We start from the raw sequence: 23,896 nt of genomic DNA on the forward strand, positions 1-23,896 counted from the left end.
TAGGACTTGCCACGCTTAACGAGCCGCTTAGGCAACCTAGCGATCACGTGCTCGAAAAATCTTCTCTTAGTGGCCCGCACTCATTCTTTCGGCCATGCGCTACGCGCGCCGAGAGCTTTAGAACGGAATCCCGCAGCGTATCAGCGCCCAGCCTCCTCACACTTCCCCGCAAGATTGCTATTCGGCCCTACCTTGGTTAGCGCTTCGAAGTTAGGCCACGCGAAGTCACAGATACAACCCGCAGATCGGCGGTGGTGCCGCGTTGGTCTTTGCATTTTAGTCGGAGCCCTAACGAACGTAGGGCCGAATAGCGATATAGCGGGGAGGTTTGAGGAGGCTGGGCACATGCATGCTGCGGGATTCCGTTCTTACGTTCTCGGCGCGCGCAGCGCATGGCCGAAAGAATGAATGCGGACCACTGAGCGAAAGAGATTCGAGCGCGCAATCGCAAGGTTGCCTAAGCGGCCGTTATGCGTGGCAACTCCTATTGCGGCCACTGCATCGCTTAATCCAGACCAACACTTTCCAGCCATCGTGCATGGGTTAAAAAGCTGCTTTCTTTGGTGACTTTCTTTGCAGCAGCAAAGAAAGTTACCCCCCCGCCGGGGAGGCGGCTACTGCAATAAAAACACAAACAACAGCAGCCCCTTCCACGACTAAAACCCCTACCCACAAGCATGATGCGAATGCACCGACCCCAACACCGCAACCTCAGCCGGCGTCCGCCGAAGATCACTCTCACTAACCACCTTCGCATCCGCCAAAAAATCCGAAACCAGCGAAGAGACTTGAGTATCCGTCAAACATAATGAAAGCCGTTTGGTTTCCGCATCCGACACACCCGCGTGTTGCGCCAAAAACAGCACCCCATATTGATACCCGCGCACAATCCCGCGCACAGCCCCAACACATTGCCCCTGCGCCGCATTATCCGATTTATCGCCACATTCCTGCGCCAGCGCATAAGCCGAAAAACTAGGATCCCCCGCGCCAGAAACCGGCGTCGGAGTCTGCCCGAAAGCCAAAGAAGAAAACGCAGCAAGCGCAAAACAAAGTGCGGGTTTCATCGTCAACCATCCTCATCACAGTAAGCAACCGCTAAGAGCAAACAAACGTTGCAATGGTTCCGCACCAAGCCAAAAACCCATTAAACCCGCTGCAAAGCACGCAACTCATCAACCGGAATATGGCAATGAATCACATGCCCATTACCGGCATCGCGGCAAGGCGGAACATCGGTTTCGCAAACCGCCCCGATCTTGCGCGGGCATCGCGTATGAAACACGCATCCGGAAGGCGGATTCGCCGCGCTCGGCAATTCACCGGACAAACGAATGCGCTTGCCAGCAGCAGGCGCAGCCTCGATAGATGGCACCGACGACAACAACGCCTCGGTATAAGGATGCTGCGGCCCATCGAACACGTCAGCGGCCGCGCCCAGTTCCATGATCCGCCCGAGATACAACACCGCGATGCGATCCGACAAATACCGCACCACATGCAGATCATGCGAGATGAACACATAGCTGACGCGCCGCTCGCGCTGCAAATCCGCCAGCAAATTGAGAATGGCGGCCTGCACCGAAACATCGAGCGCCGAAGTCGGTTCATCGCACACGACCACGCGAGGGTCGCCCGCGAACGCCCGCGCAATCGCCACGCGCTGCTTCAATCCCCCCGACAATTGCCGCGTGCGCTGAGTGAGATAGCGTTCCGGCAAACGCACCGCCTCGGTCAACTTATGCAAGCGCGCTTCCTTCGCCTCGCCATGCAATAAAGCCAGCTTCGACAGCGACCGCGCGATCAGTTGCCGCACCGAATGCGCGCGGTTCAACGCCGAATCAGGGTTCTGAAACACGATCTGCAACGACTTCACCTGCTCGCCGCTGCGCTGCGTCACGCGCTCGGGCAGGTTCTTGCCATCGAGCCGTAACTCCGCGCCCTTGTCCGGTGCGACGAGACCCAGCAGCAGCTTCGCCAGCGTCGTCTTGCCGCTGCCGGATTCACCGACCAATCCAAGCGTCTCGCCCTGAACGAGATCGAGCGACACATCGTGCACGGCGCGCACTTCTTCATCGCCGACATGGAAGGTCTTGGAGAGGTTTCGCGCCGACAGCGCAAGCGTCGTCTCCATTTCACGCGTGACGGGAACCGGCGCTTCGTCGGTCGAACGCGGCAAGGATTCGGCACGCTCGTGGTAATGGCAGCGCGCCATCTGATCGCCATTCATCGCGGCGATGCGATAGGGCGGCGGCGCATCCTTGAGGCATCGCTCGTCGGCGAGCTTGCAGCGCGCGGCGAAGATGCAGCCCTGCGTCACCGATCCCGGCAACGGCAGCGAGCCGGGAATCGTGTCGAGCCGGCCCGTTTCCTTGCTGCGGCCTTCGCGCGGCAGGCATCGCAATAAGCCAACCGTATAGGGATGACGCGGCTTCGCGAACACATCCACGGTCGCGCCTTCTTCCACCAGCTTGCCCGCGTACAGCACGCCGACGCGGTCGCACATGCGCCCGATCACCGCGAGGTTATGGCTGATGAACAGCACCGCCATGCCGAATTCGTCACGCAATTGCGCGATCAGATCGAGCACTTCGGCTTCGACGGTGGCATCAAGCCCAGTGGTGGGTTCGTCGAGGATCAGCAGTTCGGGATTGCACGCCAGCGCCATCGCGATGACCACGCGCTGCTGCATGCCGCCCGACAATTGATGCGGATAACTCTCCATCACCCGCTCGGGCGATGCGATCCGCACCCGCCGCAACATATCCGCCGTGCGTTCCAGCGCGTCCTGCGCCGATGCACCCGACAACTCGAACGCCTCCGACACCTGCCGCGCGACGGTCAGCGACGGATTCAGCGCGCGCCCCGGGTCCTGATAAACCATCGACACCGCGTTGGCGCGCATCTCGCGCAAGGCGTCGTCGTTGAGCGAAGAAACGTCGTGTCCGGCGATGGAGATGCGCCCCGACTTCACGCGCCCGTTACGCGGCAGATAACGCAGCACCGCGAGCGCGGCGGTCGATTTGCCGCAGCCGGATTCGCCGACGAGCCCATACGTCTCGCCACGCTTCACGCGCAAGGTGACGTCCTGAAGCACTTCGCGCTCGCGTCCGCGCGAACGGTAGGCGACCGTCAGGCCGACGACGGTCAGCGCATCGGTCTGATCGCCTTTGGCGGCGCCGAAAGTGGGGAAAGCCGATGGCGGCGGTCCGTTCATCGGTCGAGCACTCCTTGCACGGAATCGGCGACGAGATTCACGCCGACGACCAGCGACGCGATGGCCGCGGCATCGAACACGACGGTCCACCACGCGCCGCCCGCCATCAGCGTGTAGCACTCGGAGAGCGCCAGACCCCAGTCGGCGGAAGGCGGCTGAATGCCGAAGCCGAGGAACGAAAGCGTCGCGACCGCGAAGATCGCGTAGCCGAGCCGCACGGTCGCCTCGACGATGATCGGCGGCAGCACGTTTGGCAGAATCTCCGCGAACATGATGTACAGCGCGTTCTCGCCGCGCAATTGCGCCGCCATCACGTAATCGAGATGCCGCTCGCCGAGCACGGCGGCGCGCACGGTGCGCGCGGTGATCGGCGCGAAAGTCAGGCCGATGACGATGATCACCGTCGTGTTGCTCGCCCCGACCGCCGCGAGCGCGAGCAGCGCGACGATCACGAGCGGCAGCGCCAGCAAGGCATCGATGATGCGGCCGATGGCGGCATCCACCCAGCCGTCGAAGTAACCGGTGACGAGGCCGATGGCCGTGCCCGCCGCCGTGCCGAGCAGCGTCGCCAGTGGCGCAATCGTCAGAATGTCCCGCGACCCGATGATGACGCGCGAAAACACATCGCGGCCGAGCTGATCGGTGCCGAACCAGTGTTCGCCCGAAGGCGGCGCGAGCGAGTTGAGCGGATCGGAGGCGTACGGATCGACCGGCACGAAGAAATGGCCGAACAGCGCGCAGACGACCCAGAACAGGAGAATGACCACGCCGATATCGAAGGTGCCGGAGCGCAAGAGCGCGCCGAGCGCTTCGAAGCGGCGCGGTTTAAGCGGTGCGGAAGCGGCGGCGGTGCTCATTTCGATTCCCCCGTCCGCAGACGCGGATTCAGCACGACATACAACGCATCCGCGATCAGATTCGCCGCCGTGTAGATCACGCCGATGGTCAGCACGCCGGCTTCGAGCATCGGAAAATCCTTGGCCTGCGCGGCGTTGTAGATCAGCGAGCCGATGCCCTGATAGTGGAACAGCGTCTCCACGACGACCAGCCCGCCGATCATGTAGCCGAGTTGCGTCGCGGCGACGGTGACGGTGGGCAGCAACGCGTTGCGCAGCACGTGCCGCAGGATCACCACGCGGCGCGGCAAGCCCTTGAGAATGGCGGTGCGCGTGTAGTCGGCATCGAGCGCCTCGACCGTGCCCGCGCGCGCCATCCGCGCGATATAGCCGAAGAACACGAACACGAGCGGCAGCACGGGCAAGATCAAGTGCTTCAGTTGCACGAGGATGTTCGCATCCGCAGGCGCGGTCGCTTCGATCGGCAGCCATTGCAGCCAGATGCCGAAAATCAAGATCAGCACGATGGACGACACGAACTCCGGCACGACCGTCGCCGTCAGTCCGCCGATGCTGATGACGCGATCGATCCACCGTCCCGCGTGCAGCGCCGCATACACGCCGCCCGCGATGCCCAGCGGCACCACGACCACGAACGCCAGCGCCCCGAGCTTCGCCGATGCCCACAGCGCGTTGCCGATGAACGGCGCCACAGGCTCACGAAACGCGTACGACTGGCCCATGTCGCCGCGCAGGAAATGGCCGATCCAGCCCATGTATTGCGTGAGCAGCGGCCGGTCCACGCCAAGCTGATGATTGAGCGCGGCGACGGCGCGGGCATCCGCGAGCGGGCCGAGAATGGCGCGGCCCACGTCGCCCGGCAACAACTGGCCGCCTGCGAAGACGATCATCGACAAAAGCCAGAGCGTGATGAGCGCGAGCAGCACGCGCACGCCGACGAAGCGCACCATGCGCCACGCTTTCGCGCCGCCGTTGCGTGCCGGGCCGACGCGGGTAGTGGGCGTGATCGTGCTCATCGTAAAAGCTCCTTCAAGCGCTCACCGTCGCGTGATCGAACCACATCTGCGAGATCGCGTTGTGGCGCACGCCGGAGACGTTCGCGCGCGTGAGGATCAGGTGATCGTAGAAGTAGGGGATCGCGACGGGCGTTTCTTCGAGCAGCAATCGCTCGATATCGCCCGCGATCTTCTTCTGCGAAGTCACATCCAGCGCCGCGACGAAATTCGCCATCAGCTTGTCGTATTGCGGGTTCTTGAAGTGCGCCGCGTTCCACGTGCCTTCGCTCGTGAGCGGTGCGTTCAGGAACACGTTCGGCACGCCGCGATGCCCGTAATCCGTGATGCCCAGCGGCGAATCCAGCCAGTCCGACTTGCCGAAGGTGCCCGAGCCGTAATACAAATCCTGACTCTCGACCTTGAGCGTGATGCGCACGCCGATGGCCTTCGCCGCGTTCTGGATCACCACCGCGAGGTCGGGAATCTCCATGTACTTCTCGGTCGTGAGCGTGACATCGAAACCATTCGGCAGACCCGCTTCGCCGAGCAGTTGCTTGGCCTTCGCGATATCGAGCTTGCGCTGCGGCACGCTCAGATCGCTCGACGGAAACACCGGCGCGAACGGGCTGTCGTTGGCGACCACCGCGCGGCCACGGAACAGGCCCTTCACCAGCACTTCGCGGTTGATGGCGAGCGCCATCGCCTGACGCACGCGCTTGTCGGTGAACGGCTTCATGTCGCAGCGCATGTGCATCTGCCGATGCGACGCCGACTTCGTTCCCAGCACCTTGAACTGCGGATTCGTCAGCATGGCGACGCCGGCCTGCACGGTGAAGTCGCCCATCACGTCGGCTTGCCGGCCTTGCATCGCGAGAATTTGCGCTTGCTGGTCGTTGTAGAACGCGAACTGCAAACGGTCGGGCAGCGCCTTCTCGCCCCAGTAATCCGGATTGCGCACGAACGACACACCGACCTTCGGCGTGTACTTCTCCAACTTGAACGCGCCCGTTCCCATGAAGCTCTTTTCATACGGACCGGTGAAGTTCGCGGGCAGGATCACCGCGTTGTAGTTGTCCGAAGAAACGTAGTAGGGGAAGTTGCCGTTCGGCGCATCCAGATGAAACTCGACGGTGTGATCGTCCACCGCCTTCGCCGAATCCTTCGACAGCACGCCCTTGAGCACGGAGAGCGCCGCCGAACCCGCGTTCGGATCGGACAGACGGTTGAAGGTGGCGACGACATCTTTCGCGGTCATGGTCTGGCCGTCGTGAAACTTCACGTTCGGGCGCAGCTTGAAGGTCCACACATCGCCCTTCGCATTCGATGACCACGACAGAGAGAGCGCGGGCCTGAGCGTCAGTTTTTCGCTGTCGTCGTCGATCAAAAACTCGCCGGTCTGGTTGATGAGCGCCAGCCCCGACGAATCCGTGACGGTGAGCGGATCGACCGCGCCCGCGGGCGTCATGTGCGCAATGCGGATGGTGCCGCCCGGTTTCGCCGTGCCTTGTGCGCGCGCGCCCGACATGGCGAACATGCCGGTGGACCACGCAAAGCCGAGCACGCTCGCATGGCGCAGCAATTCGCGACGCGACAAGCGGCCCGCCGTGAACTCGTCTATAGCGTGATTGCCCAGTTCGCCCGCTTGCGAACGAATGGATTCGAGATTGCGCGCGCCGGAAAATGGTCGTTTCATCGGAGAGATTCCGTTGTAGTTGTCGTTCACTCGCCTGCGACAGACGAGCAGCACGGTCGCGCCAGAAACGTGGCGCGTCGGGGCATCGGTAGCAAGGTTCGCGCCGCGCTCATCGGAAAGCGACGTCGCGTGACCGCTTCAGTGATCGTGTGGATGCTTGTGGATCGGATCGACCCAATAGACGGATTCGGGCGTCTCCACCGCATCGATGTTCAGATTCACGACGACGGCTTCGTTGTCGCTTCTCACGAGCACGCATTCGAGCGGCTCGTCGGTGCTGGCGTTGATCTCCTGATGCGGCACGTACGGCGGCACGAAGATGAAATCGCCGGGACCGGCCTCGGCGGTGAATTCGAGGTGTTCGCCCCAGCGCATGCGCGCCTGGCCGCGAACCACGTAGATCACGCTCTCCAGCGCGCCGTGATGATGCGCGCCGGTCTTGGCATTCGGATGGATCGTGACGGTGCCCGCCCAGATCTTCTGCGCGCCCACGCGCGCGGCGTTGATGGCGGCAGCGCGGTTCATGCCCGGCGTCTGCGCGGTGTTGGTGTCGAGCTGATCGCCCTTGATGACCTTGACGCCGTGCTCGCGCCAATCGACATGCTCGTGATGTGGGTCGCTCATATGGGAGTCTTATCGTCTGCGGATAAAAAAGTCCGTCGCGCCCACCAACGAGCGGCAACGGACTTCCCTTCATTACCGATAGTACACGCAAGGACAGCGCGTTACTTCGACTTCGAGTTGATGATCGCCTCCGACACATTGGTCGGCGTCTCGGTGTAGTGCTTGAACTCCATCGTGTAGGTGGCGCGGCCTTGCGTGAGCGAACGCAGCGACGTGGAATAGCCGAACATCTCGGCCAGCGGCACTTCCGCGCGCACGATCTTGCCGCCGCCGCCCGCGATATCGTCCATGCCCTGCACGATGCCGCGACGGCTCGACAGATCGCCCATCACGTTGCCCATGAATTCCTCGGGCGTTTCCACTTCCACGGCCATGGTCGGTTCGAGCAGCACGGGGCGCGCTTTGCGCATGGCTTCCTTGAAGGCCATCGAACCGGCCATGCGGAAGGCGTTTTCGTTCGAATCGACATCGTGATATGAACCGAAGGTCAGCGTCACCTTCGTATCGACCACGGGATAACCCGCCAGCACCCCGGCCTTGAGCGTTTCCTGAATGCCCTTGTCCACCGCCGGAATGTATTCGCGCGGAATCACGCCGCCCTTGATGGCATCGACGAATTCATAGCCCTTGCCGGGCGCCGGTTCCAGCGTGACGACCGCGTGACCATACTGGCCGCGTCCGCCCGACTGCTTGACGAACTTGCCTTCGACGCCTTCCACCTTGTTGCGCACCGTCTCGCGATACGCCACCTGCGGCTTGCCGACCGTGGCCTCCACGCCGAACTCGCGCTTCATCCGGTCCACCAGAATTTCCAGATGCAGCTCGCCCATGCCGGAGATGATCGTCTGCCCGGATTCTTCATCCGACGTGACGCGGAACGACGGATCTTCCTGCGCCAGCCGATTGAGCGCGATGCCCATCTTTTCCTGATCGACCTTCGTCTTCGGTTCCACCGCCTGCGAGATCACCGGCTCCGGGAAAATCATCCGTTCGAGGATGATGATGTGAGCCGGATCGCACAGCGTGTCGCCGGTCGTCGCTTCTTTCAGGCCGACCGCCGCCGCGATGTCGCCCGCGCGCACTTCCTTGATTTCCTTGCGCTCGTTGGCGTGCATCTGCAGGATGCGCCCGAGCCGTTCCTTCTTTTCCTTCACCGGGTTGTAGACCGTGTCGCCCGATTCGACCACGCCCGAATACACGCGGAAGAAGATCAATTGCCCGACGAACGGGTCGGTCATGATCTTGAAGGCGAGCGCGGAGAACGGCTCGTCATCGCTCGGATGGCGTTCCGCTTCTTCATCGTCTTCGGTGTGGCCGAGAATCGCGGGCACGTCCACCGGCGAGGGCAGATAGTCGATCACGGCGTCGAGCATGGCTTGCACGCCCTTGTTCTTGAACGCGCTGCCGCACAGCATCGGCACGATTTCATTGGCGACGGTGCGCTGGCGCAACGCGGCCTTGATCTCGGCCTCGGTCAGACTTTCGTGATCGTCGAGATACTTTTCGAGCAGTTCTTCGCTTGCTTCCGCCGCGGCCTCGATCATCTTTCCGCGCCATTCGTGCGCGAGGTCTGCGAGTTCGTCGGGAATCTCGGCATAGGTGAATTTGATGCCCTGGCTGTCGTCATCCCAGAGAATCGCCTTCATCTTGACGAGATCGACCACGCCCTGAAAGTGTTCTTCCGCGCCGATGGGAATCTGAATCGGCACCGCCACGCCTTTCAGCCGGTCGCCGATCTGCCGCTGCACGCGGAAGAAATCCGCGCCCACGCGGTCCATCTTGTTGACAAACGCAATGCGCGGCACCTTGTACTTGTTCGCCTGACGCCACACGGTTTCCGACTGCGGCTGCACGCCGCCGACCGAGTCGTAGACCATGCACGCGCCATCGAGCACGCGCATGGAACGCTCGACTTCGATGGTGAAGTCGACGTGCCCCGGCGTATCGATGATGTTGATGCGATGTTCGGGATAATTCCCCGCCATGCCCTTCCAGAAAGCGGTGGTGGCAGCGGAGGTGATCGTGATGCCGCGTTCCTGCTCCTGCTCCATCCAGTCCATCGTGGCCGCGCCGTCGTGCACCTCGCCGATCTTGTGGGTGACGCCGGTATAGAAAAGGATGCGCTCGGTCGTCGTGGTCTTGCCGGCGTCGATGTGAGCGCTGATCCCGATATTCCGATAACGCTCGATGGGAGTCTTGCGGGGCACGTGAACCTCCTGTGGTGATGGAGCCCTGGCATCCGCCATCAAAAAGAGACGGACGCGCTCGCGCGTGCGGCGCCGTTTTGAAAACGGCTCGCGGCGTCGCGAATCTTTTTAGGATAGCGCGTTGGCAGGGTCTTTGCAGGAAACCTCTCGGCGTGGGCTTCAGGCGTGCGATTGACGAAAAAAAAGGCGTGCCAAAGACACGCCTTCTCACGCGGAACAGGAAACGCTCACTGCATCTGCGGCAAACCCTTGATCTTCGTACCCGGCGTGATGCCCTTCGCCGCGAACCAGCCCTTGCTCATTTCGAGCGCGTAGGTGCCGTTGTTGCGCGGACAGTGGTTGTTCTCGGTCTCCGCTTCCATCTCGTCGATGTCGGTCACCGTGCCATCCGCGCGAATGAAGGCAATCGACAGCGGGATGAGCGTGTTCTTCATCCAGAAGCAATGCACGGCGTTTTCGCCGAAGACGAACAGCATGCCTTCGTTCGGCGCGAGATGCGTGCGGTACATGAGGCCTTGCTCGCGGTCGGCATCGCTCGATGCGACGGCGGCATCGATCACATACATGCCCGCGGTGAGTCGCGCACGAGCGAAGTCGGACGGTTGCTTCGCGCCCGGCGGCATGGTCTGCGCATGCGCCTGCATGGCGGGCAGCGCCGCGAAAGGAAGCGTCAGCGCGATGACGGCCGCGCGCAGCATCGCGGAGAAGTTGAAATGCTTGAAAGCGGAAAGGCGGCGCGAGACGCGCGACAGCAAGTTCACGACGATGCTCCTCATAGAAACCCCGCGCATGTTACTCGATGCGCGCGGACAAAACAAAAGGGCAGATGCCTTGCGGCGATCTGCCCTTCAACGCCGTAAGAACGACGGTAATGCTCGTTGTAATGCTGACTGAACTGTCGGCCAAACGCGTTGCTTTACCGCCTCTTACAACAAACTTACTGAGCTGCCGAAGCGGCTTCCGGTGCCGAGGCAGCGGCCTTCTTCGACTTGTGCGAGTGCTTGTGGTGCGACTTCTTGTGCGTCGACGACTTGTGAGCCGTCGAAGCAGCTGCCGGAGCAGCAGCAGCCGGAGCCGAAGCGTCTTGTGCGAAAGCAGCCGTTGCGAACAGGCCAGCGACGAGAGCAGCGATCAGTTTGTTCATTTGAGAATCCTCAGCTTGAGTTGATTTAACCAAACGACCCGGTCATTGAGTCATGTCGGTAAACGAGCCATCCACCTTTCGGTTGACAATCGGATCGAACGGTTTTGGATCGATTCGGTTGCGAACGTTTAAACCTTTCAGCGAGCCTGGAGCACACAGGCAAACAAAAAGGGGTTAGTGCGTTCATGCCGGATAGCTTTTCGCGGCATCTGAGGCCCTTAACGCATCGGTCGATGAGCCGGTTGACGCGAAATGACGAAGAATTCGCGCGGGCGAATAAAAAATCTGCGCGATGTTTACTTCGTCGTTTGCTTATTAGCCGCTTCTCATGACACGACGTTTAAGTTGCTGCAACTAAGTGCCATGAATTTGCATATTCTTTAATCGACAGCTTGAAGTCGATTACATGAAACCTTGACGAATGCCATTCAACGATGTGCATTCCACGGCGCGCGCGGCGGCAGTTCGATCGTGTCGCCGGGCGCGAGACCGAGCGCGAAAATATCGAGCGCGCCGATCGCCACGCGCACGAGCCGCAGCGTCGGGAAACCGACCGCCGCTGTCATGCGCCGCACCTGCCGGTTTTTGCCTTCGGTGATGGCAAGCTCGATCCACGTCGCCGGGATGGCGGCGCGGTAGCGGATCGGCGGCGTGCGCGGCCAGAGCCGGTCGCTCTCGTCCTTGGCGACGAAACGCGTGCGGCATGGCTGGCTCACGTAATCGCCCAGATCGACGCCCGCCGCCAAATGCGCGAGCGCGGCGTCGCCCGGAGCGCCTTCGACTTGCGCCCAATAGCGCTTCACCAGCTTGTGCTTCGGCTCCGCGATGCGCGCCTGCAACGCGCCATCGTCGGTGAGCAGGAGCAGGCCTTCGCTGTCCGCATCGAGCCGGCCGGCGGGATACACGCCCGGCGTCTTCACCCAGTCGCCCAGCGACGCGCGCGTCTCGTGCGCCGAAAACTGGCAGATCGTGCCGAAAGGTTTGTTCAGGGCGATGAGCGGCATCGTGAAGGGAAGATGAAACGCAAAGAGCGAGGGTGGCGCGGGAAGCGGCATCTTAATCCATCCGGGCGCGAGTACGGCCGCCCGGGCGCGCCGCGCGCGAGCATGGTTAGAATGGCGTTCTGGCCGTTGCGCGCCGCTGTTCGTACCGCATTCGAACGCAGTCTCCCCAATCCAACAAGCCCCGCTTACCTGGAGCAGACCATGCCGTATCAGCACATCAAGGTTCCGACCGACGGTGAGAAGATCACCGCCAACGCGGACTTCTCGCTCAACGTTTCGAATCGGCCGATCATCCCGTACATCGAGGGCGACGGCACGGGCGTGGACATCACCCCGGTGATGATCAAGGTGGTCGATGCGGCGGTCGAGAAAGCCTACGGCGGCGAGCGCAAGATTCAGTGGATGGAAATCTTCGCGGGCGAAAAGGCCACGCAAATCTACGGCCCGGACGTCTGGCTGCCGGATGAGACGCTCGATGTCGTGAAGGACTATCTCGTGTCGATCAAAGGGCCGCTCACGACGCCGGTTGGCGGTGGCATCCGCTCGCTGAACGTGGCGCTTCGGCAGCAACTCGATCTTTATGTTTGCCTGCGGCCGGTGCGTTACTTCAAGGGCGTGCCGTCGCCGGTGCGCGAACCGGAGAAGATCGACATGGTGATCTTTCGCGAGAACTCCGAAGATATTTACGCGGGCGTCGAATGGCCGGCGGATTCGCCCGAGGCCAAGAAGGTCATCCGTTTTCTGCGCGAGGAAATGGGCGTCAAGAAGATTCGCTTCCCGGATTCGTCAGGACTCGGCATCAAGCCCGTGTCGCGCGAGGGCACGGAGCGGCTGGTGCGCAAGGCCATTCAATATGCGATCGACCATGAACGCCGCTCGGTGACGCTCGTCCACAAGGGCAACATCATGAAGTACACGGAAGGCGCGTTCCGCGATTACGGCTACGCGCTCGCGCAGAAGGAATTCGGCGGCGAACTGATCGACGGCGGCCCGTGGATGAAGGTGAAGAATCCGAAGACGGGCGGCGATATCGTGGTGAAAGACGTGATCGCCGATGCCTTCCTCCAGCAAATCCTTTTGCGTCCCGCCGAATACGACGTGATCGCCACGCTCAACCTGAACGGCGATTACATCTCGGATGCGCTCGCGGCGCAGGTGGGCGGCATCGGCATCGCGCCGGGCGCGAATATGTCGGACTCCGTGGCGATGTTCGAGGCCACGCACGGCACCGCGCCGAAGTACGCGGGCAAGGATTACGTCAATCCCGGCTCGGAGATTCTTTCCGCCGAGATGATGCTGCGCCATCTTGGCTGGACGGAGGCGGCGGACCGCATCATCCAGTCGATGGAGCAGTCGATTCTCTCCAAGCGCGTGACCTACGACTTCGCACGCCTGATGGAAGGCGCGGTGCAGGTGTCGTGTTCGGCGTTCGGGGATGTGATGATCGAGAATATGTGATGTTTGATCCCGGCCGGCGCAACGTCCGCCGGGTTTCCATTCTCGCCCGCCCATAAAAAAACCCGACATCGAGGCCGGGTTTCAAGAGACACGCAGCTATCGAACGGTCAGGCCGAATCCTGGATGTTCGATGCCTGCTTGCCCTTCGGTCCCTGAACAATCTCAAAGCTGACCTTCTGGCCTTCCTTGAGCGTCTTGAAACCGTTCATCTGAATCGCCGAGAAATGTGCGAACAGATCCTCGCCGCCTTCATCGGGCGTGATGAATCCGTAGCCTTTCGCGTCGTTGAACCATTTGACCGTACCAGTAGACATTCGTACTTCCCCTCTAACTCTCGTCGCAACCCTGAGCACGCTCGAAAATTCGGGCAGACAACCCCACATTGTCCTGACGCCCGCTCCTCACAAGCTCACCTCGGCCTTTCTTGTCCGGAGGCCCCCGGAAAAAAGTGCCAGTTTGATTGTTGAATCTCTTAAATCAGGTGTCAAGGAAATTTTGGGATGGCCGTTAAGCTCGTTGTGTCTGTCGCATTCGTAGGGTAATTCCCGGCGCGCCGTGTGCGGTCCCGTCCAAGCAAGGCCTCTTGAAAAGTCGCATAATCGTCTCACTTGTGTGGTACCGCCAGATGCATCCCGGCAACGCACTCAAGGGCTTCGAATTGTTTTTTTTGAAGCTGTGCGATACTGGTTTCGACGAGGTGCAAACGGGCCGCGCCGAACATTGGGCGGCGGCAGGATTAGATGGACGCTAGTTGTGTGTAGTGTTTCGGCAAGTGTTTCCGATCGGTTGATCGATGCCGGAGCCGCGATTGCGATGGCGTCCGTGTTGTTTAGAATGGGTGTATGGCGATAAATCCCAACAAGCAGGACGGCACGGTACTGGAGCGGCAGGAGCAGAAGCTCAAGGCGCCGGCCATGTACAAAGTGGTTCTGCTGAATGACGACTTCACGCCGATGGAATTCGTCGTGATGGTCGTGCAGGAATACTTCAATAAAGACCGCGAGACTGCGACGCAGATCATGCTGAAGGTTCATCGTGAAGGCAGGGGAGTTTGTGGGGTCTACACGCGGGATATCGCGTCGACCAAAGTTGAGCAAGTCGTTAGCCATGCACGGCAGTCGGGGCATCCGCTGCAGTGCGTGATGGAGGAAGCATGATTGCCCAGGAACTGGAAGTCAGTCTGCACATGGCGTTTATGGAAGCACGTCAGGCGCGGCATGAGTTCATAACGGTCGAACATCTGTTGCTCGCCCTGTTGGACAATCCGACCGCCGCTGAAGTGTTGCGCGCCTGTGCGGCCAACATTGAAGATTTGCGTCAGAACCTGCGCAATTTCATTCATGACAACACGCCGACCGTGCCCGGCACGGACGATGTCGATACACAGCCGACGCTGGGTTTTCAACGCGTGATCCAGCGCGCCATCATGCATGTGCAATCGACCTCGAACGGCAAGAAGGAAGTGACCGGCGCGAACGTGCTCGTTGCGATCTTCGGCGAGAAGGATTCGCACGCGGTGTACTACCTGCAACAGCAGGGCGTCACGCGTCTGGATGTCGTGAATTTCATTTCGCACGGTATCGCAAAGACCAATGGCGGCGATGCGGCCAAGGCCAGCAGCGAAACCAACGCCGAATCGGAAGATGCCGCCGCGCAGAAGGAAACGCCGCTTGCGCAGTTCACCCAGAATCTCAACCAACTCGCCAAGGACGGCAAGATCGATCCTCTGATCGGCCGCGAGTCGGAAGTCGAGCGCGTGGTGCAGGTGTTGTGCCGCCGCCGCAAGAACAATCCGCTGCTGGTCGGCGAAGCCGGCGTGGGTAAAACCGCGATCGCCGAAGGGCTGGCGTGGCGCATCACGCGCGGCGAAGTGCCGGACATTCTGGCCGACGCGCAGGTGTACTCGCTCGACATGGGCGCGCTGCTCGCGGGCACGAAGTATCGCGGTGACTTCGAGCAACGTCTCAAGACGGTGCTGAAGGAACTGAAGGAGCGTCCGCACGCCATTCTGTTCATCGACGAAATTCACACGCTGATCGGCGCGGGCGCGGCATCGGGCGGCACGCTGGATGCATCGAACCTGCTGAAGCCGGCGTTGTCGTCGGGGCAGTTGAAGTGCATCGGCGCGACCACGTTCACGGAATATCGCGGCATCTTCGAGAAGGACGCGGCGTTGTCGCGGCGCTTCCAGAAAGTCGATGTCACGGAACCGACCGTCGAACAGACTGTGGCCATTTTGCGCGGCCTCAAGACGCGCTTCGAAGAGCATCATGGCGTGAAGTATTCGTCGGGTGCGCTGTCGGCGGCGGCTGAACTGTCGGCGCGTTTCATCACGGATCGTCACTTGCCGGATAAGGCCATCGACGTGATCGACGAAGCAGGCGCGGCGCAACGCATCCTGCCGAAGTCGAAGCAGAAGAAGACCATCGGCAAGAGCGAGATCGAAGAGATCATCTCGAAGATCGCGCGCGTGCCACCGCAAAGCGTGTCGCAGGACGACCGCAGCAAGCTGCAAACGCTGGACCGCGACCTCAAGGCCGTGGTGTTCGGTCAGGACCCGGCCATCGATGCGCTGTCGGCATCGATCAAGATGGCGCGCGCGGGTCTCGGCAAGACGGACAAGCCGATCGGCGCGTTCCTGTTCTCGGGACCGACGGGCGTCGGCAAGACCGAAGTGGCGAAGCAACTGGCGTTCACGCTGGGCATCGAACTGCTGCGCTTCGATATGTCGGAGTACATGGAGCGTCACGCGGTGAGCCGGCTGATCGGCGCGCCGCCGGGCTATGTCGGGTTCGATCAGGGCGGTCTGTTGACGGAAGCCGTCACCAAGAAGCCGCACTGCGTGCTGCTGCTGGATGAAATCGAGAAGGCACATCCGGACATCTACAACGTGCTGCTGCAGGTGATGGACCACGGCACGCTGACGGACAACAATGGCCGCAAGGCAGATTTCCGCAACGTCATCATCATCATGACGACGAACGCGGGCGCCGAAGCCATGGGCAAGGCGGTGATCGGTTTCACGGCGAAGCGCGAGTCGGGCGACGAAATGGCCGACATCAAGCGCATGTTCACGCCGGAGTTCCGTAACCGTCTGGACCAGATCATCAGCTTCCGCTCGCTGGACGAGGAAATCATCCTGCGCGTGGTCGACAAGTTCCTCATGCAACTGGAAGATCAGTTGCACGAGCGCAAGGTCGATGCGGTCTTCACGGATGCGTTGCGCAAGCATCTCGCGAAGCACGGTTTCGATCCGCTGATGGGCGCGCGTCCGATGCAACGTCTGATTCAGGACACGATCCGTCGTGCGCTGGCCGACGAACTGCTGTTCGGCAAGCTGCTCAACGGTGGCCGCGTGACCGTGGACGTGGATGCGGAAGACAAGGTGAGTCTGACGTTCGACGAGAATCCGTCACCGCCTCGGAGTCCGAATCCGGAAACGATCGAAGTGGATTGATCGAGGGCTGCAACAGAAGTGAAAACGGCGCGGAGTTCAATCCGCGCCGTTTTTTTATTCAGGCCGTTAGTGCTTGCCTGTGCTGCCGAAGCCGCCCGCGCCGCGCTCGCTGAGATCGAATTCATCGACGATGTTGAACTGCGCCTGCACCACCGGCACGATCACCATCTGCGCGAGGCGTTCCATCGGGTTGAGCGTGAAGGCCGTGTCGCCGCGATTCCACGTCGAGACCATCAGTTGACCTTGGTAATCCGAATCGATCAGGCCGACGAGATTGCCGAGCACGATACCGTGCTTATGGCCTAGACCCGAGCGCGGGAGAATAACCGCCGCGTAACCCGGATCGGCCAGATGGATCGCAAGCCCCGTCGGCACGAGCACGGTTTGATGCGGCTCGATCACCATCGGCGCATCCAGACAAGCGCGCAGATCGAGCCCCGCGCTGCCGGGCGTGGCGTAGGCGGGCAGAAAGTCGCGCATGCGCGCATCGAGAATCTTGACGTCGAGTTTCATGTTTCTACCGATTCGAACGGCCGAGGTCGAACGCCTCGGCCAGAAGTTGATAAGAGCGCGTGCGTGCCGCGTAACTGCCGGCGACTGTCAGCACGATGAGTTCATCGGCATCGAACTGTTCCTGTAGCGCGTGCATGCGTTCGGTCACGCGCTCCGGCGTGCCGATGATGCTGCGCGCCTTCTCATGCGCGATCACCGCGAGTTCGCGCTCGCCATAGACCTGCGAAATTCCCTGCGCGATGGACGGAATCGGCTGATTCAGCCCGTACGCCATCTGCACGCGACGAAGATCGACGGCGCGTTCGAGCGCTTCGGCTTCGCGATCCGTATCCGCGCAGACGATGAACACCGCCGCCGCGAGATAAGGCTTCGCTTCGTGCCCGGCGACAAAGCGCTCACGATACGCCTCCGCCACGTGATGCCCGATCCGCGGATTGATGAAGTGCGCGAACGCAAACCGAATGCCCAGTTGCGCCGCCAGCAACCCGCCGAAATCCGACGACCCGAGCATCCAAAGTTCGGGACGCGTGTCGATTTGCGGCTGAAGCAGCACGCCGCGCGCGAGGGAATCGTCGGGGAGCTTGCCGTCGAACAGTGCGACAAGTTCGGCGACTTGCTGCGGGAAAATATCGCCACTGTTGTACGAACCCGCCGCGACCGCCTGCGCCGTGCGCATGTCGCCGCCGGGCGCGCGCCCGACGCCCAGATCGACGCGGTTCGGAAACAGCGCTTCGAGCATCAGAAACTGTTCGGCAACCTTGAACGGCGAGTAGTACGGCAGCATCACGCCGCCCGAACCAATGCGCATGCGCTTCGTCAGACTGCCGATGCGCGCGAGCATGACTTCGGGGCACGGATTCGACACGCCGTACAAGCCGTGATGCTCCGCGCACCAGTAGCGCGTGTAGCCGAGATCGTCGGCGAGTTGCGCGAGATCGAGCGTGGCCGCGATGGCATCCGCCGTCGTGTGGCCTTGAATGACCGGGGTCTGGTCGAGAATCGAGAGTTTCGTCATGACAGAAGCGCGCCGCCGGTTTTCGGCGCGCGTTTGGCAATTTCCACGATGAGCGTGCGCGCGAGTTCCTGCTTATTCGCGCGCGGCAGCGGCGTCGTGCCGCTTGCTTCGAACAGCACGACTTCGTTGTCGTCCTGCCCGAACGTGAGCGGGCCGAGATTGCCGATCAGCAGCGGAACGCCCTTGCGCGCGCGCTTCTCGGCGCCGTGTATATCGAGGTCGCCGCTTTCGGCCGCAAAGCCGACGCAGTAGGGCGGGTTCGGCAGCATCGCCACCGATTTGAGGATGTCGGGATTCTCGACGAAGCTGAAAGTGGGCAACGCGCCGTCGCCGGTCTTCTTGATCTTGTGCTCGCTGACGTGATCCACGCGCCAGTCCGCCACCGCCGCGACCGCGATGAAAATGTCCGCGTCGGGCGTGGCCTGCATGACGGCATCGTGCATTTGCTGCGCGGTCTGCACGTCCTCGCGATAAACGCCCCACGGCGTCGGCAAGGAAACGGGACCGGCGACGAGATGCACATCCGCGCCCGCCTGAGCCGCCGCGCGTGCAAGCGCGAAACCCATCTTGCCCGATGAACGATTGGTGATGCCGCGCACCGGATCGAGCGGTTCGAACGTGGGACCGGCGGTAATCAGAACGCGCTGGCCGCGCAAAATCTTCGGCTGGAAAAACGCGCAGATGGCTTCGAACGCGGCTTCCGGTTCGATCATGCGTCCGTCGCCGACTTCGCCGCACGCCTGCGAGCCGGAGTCGGGCCCGAGCACTTCCACGCCATCCGCGCGCAGTTGCGCGACGTTACGTTGCGTCGCCGGGTTCTGCCACATCTGGCGGTTCATCGCGGGAACGACGAGCAGCGGACAATCCCGCGCGATGCACAGCGTCGAGAGCAGATCGTCGCACCTTCCCTGCGCCAGCTTCGCGATGAAATCCGTGGAAGCCGGCGCGATGACGATGGCATCCGCCTCGCGCGAAAGATCGATATGCGGCATGTTGTTCGGCATGCGCGCATCCCATTGCGACGTGTAGACAGGACGCCCGGAGAGCGCCTGCATGGTCACCGGCGTGATGAACTGCGTGGCCGCTTCCGTCATCACGATTTGCACGGTCGCACCGCCCTTGATGAGCAAGCGCGTGAGTTCCGCGATCTTGTAGCACGCGATGCCGCCGGTCAGACCCAACACGAGATGTTTGCCCGCGAGTTCCAACTTGCCTCCGTCTCTGAAGATCGGCGTTCAGCGCGAACCGCGCACGCGCCGCAATTCGTCCAGCACCAGCAAGACCGCGCCGATGGTGATCGCGCTGTCGGCGAGATTGAACGCCGGCCAGTGCCACGTCTTCACATGAAAATCCAGGAAGTCGATGACATGACCGTACATCAACCGGTCGATCACATTGCCGATCGCGCCGCCCATGATGAGCGCGAGCGCCGTGCAAAAGAGCCGCTGGCCCGAATGCCGGCGCAACAGATAGCAGATCACGACGGCCGCGACCACGCCGAGCGCCGTGAACACCCAGCGCTGCCAGCCGCCCGCCAGCGCGAGAAAGCTGAACGCCGCGCCCTTGTTATAGACGAGGAACAGATTGAAGAAGGGCGCGATTGCATGCGGCTCGGCATAACCGAAAACCTTCTGCACCGCGATCTTCGTCAGTTGATCGAACAGAATCACGATCAGCGCAATGCCGATCCACGGCGCAAGCGATCCGCTGCTGCTTTTACTCGAAGTTTGTTTCGCCATCGTCGGAGCCATTATGCTGCGCCTCGCGTTTCGCCCGTGCCGAACAGATTGGAGAAGCATCGGCCGCACAAGCCCGGGTGTTCCGCGTGCGAGCCGACATCCGCGCAATAGTGCCAGCAGCGCTCGCACTTCATATACGTCGATGCCGCGACATCCACGCCTTCTTCCGCTTCGCCCGCCACTTTTTCCACTTGCGCCGATGAGGTGATGAGCACGAAGCGCAATGCATCGCCGAGACTTTGCAGCGCGTCGTAACGGGCGCCGCTCGCGCGCACGACCACTTCCGCCTGCAGCGACGAGCCGATCAGATTCGCCGTGCGTGCTTCTTCCAGCGCCTTGGTCACATCGCTGCGCGCGCTGCGGATGAGCGTCCACTTGTCGAGCAATTCGCCCGAGTTCGCGATCTGCGGATACTCGGCGTAGACCTCGGTGAAGATGGTGTCCTGACCCGGCTTGAGCACCTTGTACGCCTCTTCCGCCGTGAACGAAAGATACGGCGCGACCAGCCTCAGCAAACCATGCGCGATGTGATAGAGCGCCGTCTGCGCGCTACGACGCTCGCGCGAATCAGGCTTGGTCGTGTAGAGACGGTCCTTCAGCACATCGAGATAAAAGCCGCCGAGATCTTCCGAGCAGTACGTCGCGATTTTCGCGACCACCGGATGGAACTCGTACTTCTCGTAGTGCGCGAGCGCGTCGTCCTGAAGATTGTGCGTGAGCGCGACCGCGTATCGATCGATTTCGAGCCACTCGTTCACCGGCACCGCGTTCTTCGCGAAATCGAAGTCCGAGAGATTGGCCAGCAGGAAGCGCAGCGTGTTGCGGATACGTCGGTACGTCTCCGTCACGCGCTTGAGAATTTCCTCCGAGATCGCAAGCTCACCCGAATAATCCGTCGAGGCGATCCACAAGCGGATGATTTCCGCGCCCAGCCGGTTCGACACCTCATGCGGATCGACGCCGTTGCCGAGCGACTTCGACATCTTGCGGCCTTCGCCATCGACGGTAAAGCCGTGCGTGAGCAGCGCGTCGTAGGGCGCGCGGCCATCGAGCATGGACGCCGTGAGCAGCGACGAATGGAACCAGCCGCGATGCTGGTCCGAGCCTTCGAGATACAAATCAGCCGGGAATTGCAGCGAATCCTTGTGCGAGCCGCGCAGCACATGCCAGTGCGTCGTGCCGGAATCGAACCACACGTCGAGCGTGTCGCGGTTCTTTTCGTAGAGGTTGGCGTCGTCGCCGATCAGCTCGCGCGGATCGAGCTTCTGCCACGTTTCGATGCCGCCTTCCTCGACGCGCTTCGCCACTTCTTCCAGCAGTTCCGGCGTGCGCGGATGCAGTTCGCCGGTTTCCTTGTGCACGAAGAACGCCATCGGCACGCCCCATTGGCGTTGACGCGACAGCGTCCAGTCCGGCCGATTCGCGATCATGCTGTACAGACGTTGCTTGCCCCACGACGGGTAGAACGCCGTGTTTTCCACGCCTTCGAGCGCGGTTTCGCGCAGCGTCTTGCCGCCGTCTTTCGGCGTCAGGTCCATGCCCGCGAACCATTGCGACGTCGCGCGATAGATGATCGGCGTCTTGTGCCGCCAGCAATGCATGTAGCTGTGCACGTACTTTTCGGTCTTGAGCAGTGAGCCCGCGCCTTCGAGCGCTTCCACGATCTGCGGATTTGCCTTCCAGATCGACAGCCCGCCAAACAACGGCAACGATTCGATATAGCGCCCATCGCCCATCACCGGACTGATGATGTCCGAATCCGACATGCCGTGCGCCTTGCACGACACGAAGTCTTCCACGCCATACGCCGGCGACGAATGCACGATGCCCGTGCCGCTTTCCGTCGTCACATATTCGCCGAGATAAACCGGCGCGGTGCGCTTGTAGCCCGGATGCGCCGCCGCCAGCGGATGATGAAAGCGCAGATTCGCGAGCTTTTCACCGGTCGCCGTGGCGATGACTTCGCCGCTCAGGCCATAGTTCTTCAGGCATTCCTCGACACGTTCCTGTGCGAGAATCAGCAGCCCGCGCGGCGTATCGACGAGCGCATAGACGATCTCCGGATGCACGTTCAACGCCTGATTCGCGGGAATGGTCCACGGCGTCGTCGTCCAGATGACGATGCCGCCTTCCGCGCGCGGCAACGCGTTCAGGCCGAACGCGGCGGCGGTCTTTTCCGGTTCCGCGAACGCGAACAACACGTCGATGGTCGGATCGGTCTTGTCCTTGTATTCGACTTCCGCTTCCGCCAGCGCCGAGCCGCAATCGAAGCACCAGTTCACCGGCTTCAGTCCGCGATACACATAACCCTTCTCCATGATCTTGCCGAGCGCGCGAATTTCGCCCGCTTCGTTGACGAAGTTCATGGTCTTGTACGGATTGTCCCAGTCGCCGAGCACGCCCAGACGGCGGAAGCCGACCTTCTGCTTCTCGATCTGCTCGCTCGCGTAGGCGCGCGCCTTCTGCATGACTTCGATGGCCGGCAGCGACTTGCCGAACTGCTTTTCGATCTGGATTTCGATCGGCATGCCGTGGCAATCCCAGCCCGGCACGTACACGGCGTCGAAGCCCGCGAGATTGCGCGCCTTGACGATCATGTCCTTCAGGATCTTGTTGACCGCGTGGCCCAGGTGGATGTCGCCGTTCGCGTACGGCGGGCCATCGTGCAGGATGAATTTCTTGCGGCCCTTGGATGCCGCGCGGATTTTCTCGTAGACCTTGTTGTCCTGCCATTCCTTGACCCACGCCGGTTCGCGTTTGGGCAGGTCGCCGCGCATGGGAAACGGCGTGTCGAGCAGATTGACGGGGTACTTCGAGGAGGCTTTTTCTTTCTTGTCGCTCATGAATGACTCGGTGAATTCGGTGAGACGGCGCGTGACGGACAGTGCGCGATTGATTCGATCACGGGGCAGCGGGCGGCGCAGAACGCACCGCGCGCTTACCTAATTCGATCGGTGGCCGAAATGGCGAAACCGGTTGCGCGGCTGCCGGCGTTGCTCGCGGGCGGCAGGCCGAAGTACGCGCGCGCGTTGTCGACATCGCGTGCGATGGCGGCGGTGAGCGTTTCGAGGTCGATGTACTTCTCCTCGTCGCGCAGCTTTTTCAGGAATTCGATGCGAACCAGCTTTCCGTAGGCGTCGCCGTGCCAGTCGAGTACGAAGACTTCGAGCAGCACGCGGCCGGAATCGTCCACGGTGGGACGAAGACCGAGACTGGCGACGGCGGGCAGCGGGTCATCCGCGAGACCGTGCACGCGGACGACGAAGATGCCCGCGAGCGCCGGACGCTTGTGCGCGATCGGCAGGTTCAGCGTGGGAAAGCCGAGATCGCGGCCGAGCTTCGCGCCATGCACCACATGACCGCTGATGACATACGGACGCCCGAGCGCGACGTGCGCCGCGTCCAGATCGCCCGCGACCAGCGACGAGCGCACCGACGACGACGAAATGCGCGCGCCGTTCGGATGCGCGACGGTCGCCATTTGCTCGACTTCGAAACCGTATTGATCGCCTGCTGCCTTGAGCGAAGCGAAGTTGCCCGCGCGCTTGGCGCCGTAGCAGAAGTCGTCGCCGACCATGACCCAGCGCGCGTGCAGACCATCGACGATGACGTTCTTCACGAACGTATCCGGCGTTTGGCTTGCGAAGGTGTGATTGAAATGCTCGACCACGACGCGGTCCACGCCGTTGGTGCGCAGCGCTTCGAGCTTGTCGCGCAGCATGGCGATACGCGGCGGCGCGCCCGCAGGATTGAAGAACTCGCGCGGATGCGGCTCGAAGGTCATGACGCAGACGGGCAGCCCGCGTTCGTCCGCGGCGGCGCGCACGCGCGCGAGCAGCGCCTGATGGCCGCGATGGACACCGTCGAAGTTGCCGATGGTCAGTGCGCAGGGCGACCGGCTTTCGGCATTGGGGAGGCCGCGGAAGACTCTCACGATGGGCGTTGGTCGGTGAAAAAGGCTCGATGCTGCAAA

At 61.8% G+C, this 23,896-nt stretch carries 20 protein-coding genes; 3 read left to right on the forward strand and 17 right to left on the reverse strand.

All coding sequences use genetic code 11. The annotated features are described in order from the left end of the window. Nucleotides 1–665: 665 nt before the first annotated feature. The 10 genes from ACZCWR_RS05605 to ACZCWR_RS05650 all read right to left on the reverse strand — a co-directional run bounded on the left by ACZCWR_RS05605 (nt 666) and on the right by ACZCWR_RS05650 (nt 11,741). Nucleotides 666–1,067 carry a hypothetical protein gene (locus ACZCWR_RS05605; protein WP_487302727.1) on the reverse strand — a complete coding sequence of 134 codons (402 nt, stop codon included), beginning with the start codon at nt 1,065–1,067 and terminating at the stop codon, nt 666–668. A gap of 80 nt (nt 1,068–1,147) precedes the next feature. Next, a complete protein-coding gene (locus ACZCWR_RS05610; protein ID WP_487302728.1) occupies nt 1,148–3,217 on the reverse strand; it encodes an ABC transporter ATP-binding protein in 2,070 nt (689 codons plus the stop codon). After that, nucleotides 3,214–4,074, reverse strand: a complete 861-nt coding sequence (locus tag ACZCWR_RS05615) for an ABC transporter permease (RefSeq protein ID WP_487302729.1) — start codon at nt 4,072–4,074, stop codon at nt 3,214–3,216. The genes ACZCWR_RS05610 and ACZCWR_RS05615 overlap by 4 nt, the downstream gene beginning before the upstream one ends. Next, nucleotides 4,071–5,090: an ABC transporter permease gene (locus ACZCWR_RS05620; RefSeq protein ID WP_487302730.1), complete on the reverse strand. Its 1,020-nt coding sequence runs from the start codon at nt 5,088–5,090 to the stop codon at nt 4,071–4,073. Before ACZCWR_RS05620 ends, ACZCWR_RS05615 begins: the two co-directional genes overlap by 4 nt. Before the next feature lie 13 nt (nt 5,091–5,103). Beyond that, complete coding sequence (locus ACZCWR_RS05625) at nt 5,104–6,762, reverse strand: ABC transporter substrate-binding protein (RefSeq protein ID WP_487302731.1); 1,659 nt, start codon at nt 6,760–6,762, stop codon at nt 5,104–5,106. A 138-nt stretch (nt 6,763–6,900) separates the two neighbouring features. Continuing rightward, nucleotides 6,901–7,386, reverse strand: a complete 486-nt coding sequence (locus ACZCWR_RS05630; RefSeq protein WP_487302732.1) for a cupin domain-containing protein — start codon at nt 7,384–7,386, stop codon at nt 6,901–6,903. Nucleotides 7,387–7,487: 101 nt separating this feature from the next. Then, entirely contained in the window at nt 7,488–9,593 is a 2,106-nt protein-coding gene (fusA, locus tag ACZCWR_RS05635; protein ID WP_487302733.1) for an elongation factor G, read from the reverse strand. A gap of 227 nt (nt 9,594–9,820) precedes the next feature. After that, nucleotides 9,821–10,291, reverse strand: a complete 471-nt coding sequence (locus ACZCWR_RS05640) for a DUF192 domain-containing protein (RefSeq protein ID WP_487303260.1) — start codon at nt 10,289–10,291, stop codon at nt 9,821–9,823. A 239-nt stretch (nt 10,292–10,530) separates the two neighbouring features. Next, the gene (locus tag ACZCWR_RS05645) at nt 10,531–10,737 is read right to left on the reverse strand and encodes a hypothetical protein (protein ID WP_487302734.1); all 207 of its coding nucleotides are present in this window, start codon (nt 10,735–10,737) and stop codon (nt 10,531–10,533) included. Between the two features lie 428 nt (nt 10,738–11,165). Then, entirely contained in the window at nt 11,166–11,741 is a 576-nt protein-coding gene (locus ACZCWR_RS05650; RefSeq protein ID WP_487303261.1) for a pseudouridine synthase, read from the reverse strand. 201 nt (nt 11,742–11,942) lie between these two features. On the opposite strand from ACZCWR_RS05650, the gene icd reads away from it, so the two are divergent. After that, entirely contained in the window at nt 11,943–13,199 is a 1,257-nt protein-coding gene (gene icd, locus ACZCWR_RS05655; RefSeq protein ID WP_487302735.1) for an NADP-dependent isocitrate dehydrogenase, read from the forward strand. A 107-nt stretch (nt 13,200–13,306) separates the two neighbouring features. Here icd and ACZCWR_RS05660 read toward each other — a convergent pair whose 3' ends face one another. Next, nucleotides 13,307–13,513, reverse strand: a complete 207-nt coding sequence (locus tag ACZCWR_RS05660; RefSeq protein WP_309830834.1) for a cold-shock protein — start codon at nt 13,511–13,513, stop codon at nt 13,307–13,309. A gap of 528 nt (nt 13,514–14,041) precedes the next feature. On the opposite strand from ACZCWR_RS05660, the gene clpS reads away from it, so the two are divergent. Together clpS and clpA are read left to right on the forward strand one after the other, a co-directional pair. Then, a complete protein-coding gene (gene clpS, locus ACZCWR_RS05665; protein ID WP_487302736.1) occupies nt 14,042–14,356 on the forward strand; it encodes an ATP-dependent Clp protease adapter ClpS in 315 nt (104 codons plus the stop codon). Further along, complete coding sequence (gene clpA / locus ACZCWR_RS05670) at nt 14,353–16,656, forward strand: ATP-dependent Clp protease ATP-binding subunit ClpA (protein WP_487302737.1); 2,304 nt, start codon at nt 14,353–14,355, stop codon at nt 16,654–16,656. Before clpS ends, clpA begins: the two co-directional genes overlap by 4 nt. 66 nt (nt 16,657–16,722) lie before the next feature. Here the strand turns inward: clpA and dut are convergent, their stop codons facing one another. The 6 genes from dut to ACZCWR_RS05700 all read right to left on the reverse strand — a co-directional run bounded on the left by dut (nt 16,723) and on the right by ACZCWR_RS05700 (nt 23,857). Continuing rightward, the gene (gene dut / locus ACZCWR_RS05675; protein ID WP_487302738.1) at nt 16,723–17,169 is read right to left on the reverse strand and encodes a dUTP diphosphatase; all 447 of its coding nucleotides are present in this window, start codon (nt 17,167–17,169) and stop codon (nt 16,723–16,725) included. Between the two features lie 4 nt (nt 17,170–17,173). Continuing rightward, on the reverse strand, nt 17,174–18,184 hold the full coding sequence (locus ACZCWR_RS05680; protein ID WP_487302739.1) for an LLM class flavin-dependent oxidoreductase: 1,011 nt from the start codon (nt 18,182–18,184) through the stop codon (nt 17,174–17,176). Continuing rightward, entirely contained in the window at nt 18,181–19,392 is a 1,212-nt protein-coding gene (gene coaBC / locus ACZCWR_RS05685) for a bifunctional phosphopantothenoylcysteine decarboxylase/phosphopantothenate--cysteine ligase CoaBC (protein WP_487302740.1), read from the reverse strand. Before coaBC ends, ACZCWR_RS05680 begins: the two co-directional genes overlap by 4 nt. Nucleotides 19,393–19,419: 27 nt before the next feature. Continuing rightward, nucleotides 19,420–19,935 carry a signal peptidase II gene (gene lspA, locus ACZCWR_RS05690; RefSeq protein ID WP_487302741.1) on the reverse strand — a complete coding sequence of 172 codons (516 nt, stop codon included), beginning with the start codon at nt 19,933–19,935 and terminating at the stop codon, nt 19,420–19,422. After that, nucleotides 19,935–22,766: an isoleucine--tRNA ligase gene (ileS, locus tag ACZCWR_RS05695; RefSeq protein ID WP_487302742.1), complete on the reverse strand. Its 2,832-nt coding sequence runs from the start codon at nt 22,764–22,766 to the stop codon at nt 19,935–19,937. The genes lspA and ileS overlap by 1 nt, the downstream gene beginning before the upstream one ends. Nucleotides 22,767–22,861: 95 nt before the next feature. Next, entirely contained in the window at nt 22,862–23,857 is a 996-nt protein-coding gene (locus ACZCWR_RS05700) for a bifunctional riboflavin kinase/FAD synthetase (RefSeq protein WP_487302743.1), read from the reverse strand. Nucleotides 23,858–23,896 lie beyond the last annotated feature (39 nt).

The organism is Caballeronia sp. A2-2 (genome assembly GCF_057612605.2).

Excerpts from the sequence above, each read along its gene's own strand:
- ACZCWR_RS05605 (WP_487302727.1), bottom strand. The coding sequence starts at position 1,067 with ATGAAACCCGCACTTTGTTTTGCGCTTGCTGCGTTTTCTTCTTTGGCT.
- ACZCWR_RS05610 (WP_487302728.1), bottom strand. The coding sequence starts at position 3,217 with ATGAACGGACCGCCGCCATCGGCTTTCCCCACTTTCGGCGCCGCCAAA.
- ACZCWR_RS05615 (WP_487302729.1), bottom strand. The coding sequence starts at position 4,074 with ATGAGCACCGCCGCCGCTTCCGCACCGCTTAAACCGCGCCGCTTCGAA.
- ACZCWR_RS05620 (WP_487302730.1), bottom strand. The coding sequence starts at position 5,090 with ATGAGCACGATCACGCCCACTACCCGCGTCGGCCCGGCACGCAACGGC.
- ACZCWR_RS05625 (WP_487302731.1), bottom strand. The coding sequence starts at position 6,762 with ATGAAACGACCATTTTCCGGCGCGCGCAATCTCGAATCCATTCGTTCG.
- ACZCWR_RS05630 (WP_487302732.1), bottom strand. The coding sequence starts at position 7,386 with ATGAGCGACCCACATCACGAGCATGTCGATTGGCGCGAGCACGGCGTC.
- ACZCWR_RS05640 (WP_487303260.1), bottom strand. The coding sequence starts at position 10,291 with ATGCTGCGCGCGGCCGTCATCGCGCTGACGCTTCCTTTCGCGGCGCTG.
- ACZCWR_RS05645 (WP_487302734.1), bottom strand. The coding sequence starts at position 10,737 with ATGAACAAACTGATCGCTGCTCTCGTCGCTGGCCTGTTCGCAACGGCT.
- ACZCWR_RS05650 (WP_487303261.1), bottom strand. The coding sequence starts at position 11,741 with ATGCCGCTCATCGCCCTGAACAAACCTTTCGGCACGATCTGCCAGTTT.
- icd (WP_487302735.1), top strand. The coding sequence starts at position 11,943 with ATGCCGTATCAGCACATCAAGGTTCCGACCGACGGTGAGAAGATCACC.
- ACZCWR_RS05660 (WP_309830834.1), bottom strand. The coding sequence starts at position 13,513 with ATGTCTACTGGTACGGTCAAATGGTTCAACGACGCGAAAGGCTACGGA.
- clpS (WP_487302736.1), top strand. The coding sequence starts at position 14,042 with ATGGCGATAAATCCCAACAAGCAGGACGGCACGGTACTGGAGCGGCAG.
- clpA (WP_487302737.1), top strand. The coding sequence starts at position 14,353 with ATGATTGCCCAGGAACTGGAAGTCAGTCTGCACATGGCGTTTATGGAA.
- dut (WP_487302738.1), bottom strand. The coding sequence starts at position 17,169 with ATGAAACTCGACGTCAAGATTCTCGATGCGCGCATGCGCGACTTTCTG.
- ACZCWR_RS05680 (WP_487302739.1), bottom strand. The coding sequence starts at position 18,184 with ATGACGAAACTCTCGATTCTCGACCAGACCCCGGTCATTCAAGGCCAC.
- lspA (WP_487302741.1), bottom strand. The coding sequence starts at position 19,935 with ATGGCTCCGACGATGGCGAAACAAACTTCGAGTAAAAGCAGCAGCGGA.
- ileS (WP_487302742.1), bottom strand. The coding sequence starts at position 22,766 with ATGAGCGACAAGAAAGAAAAAGCCTCCTCGAAGTACCCCGTCAATCTG.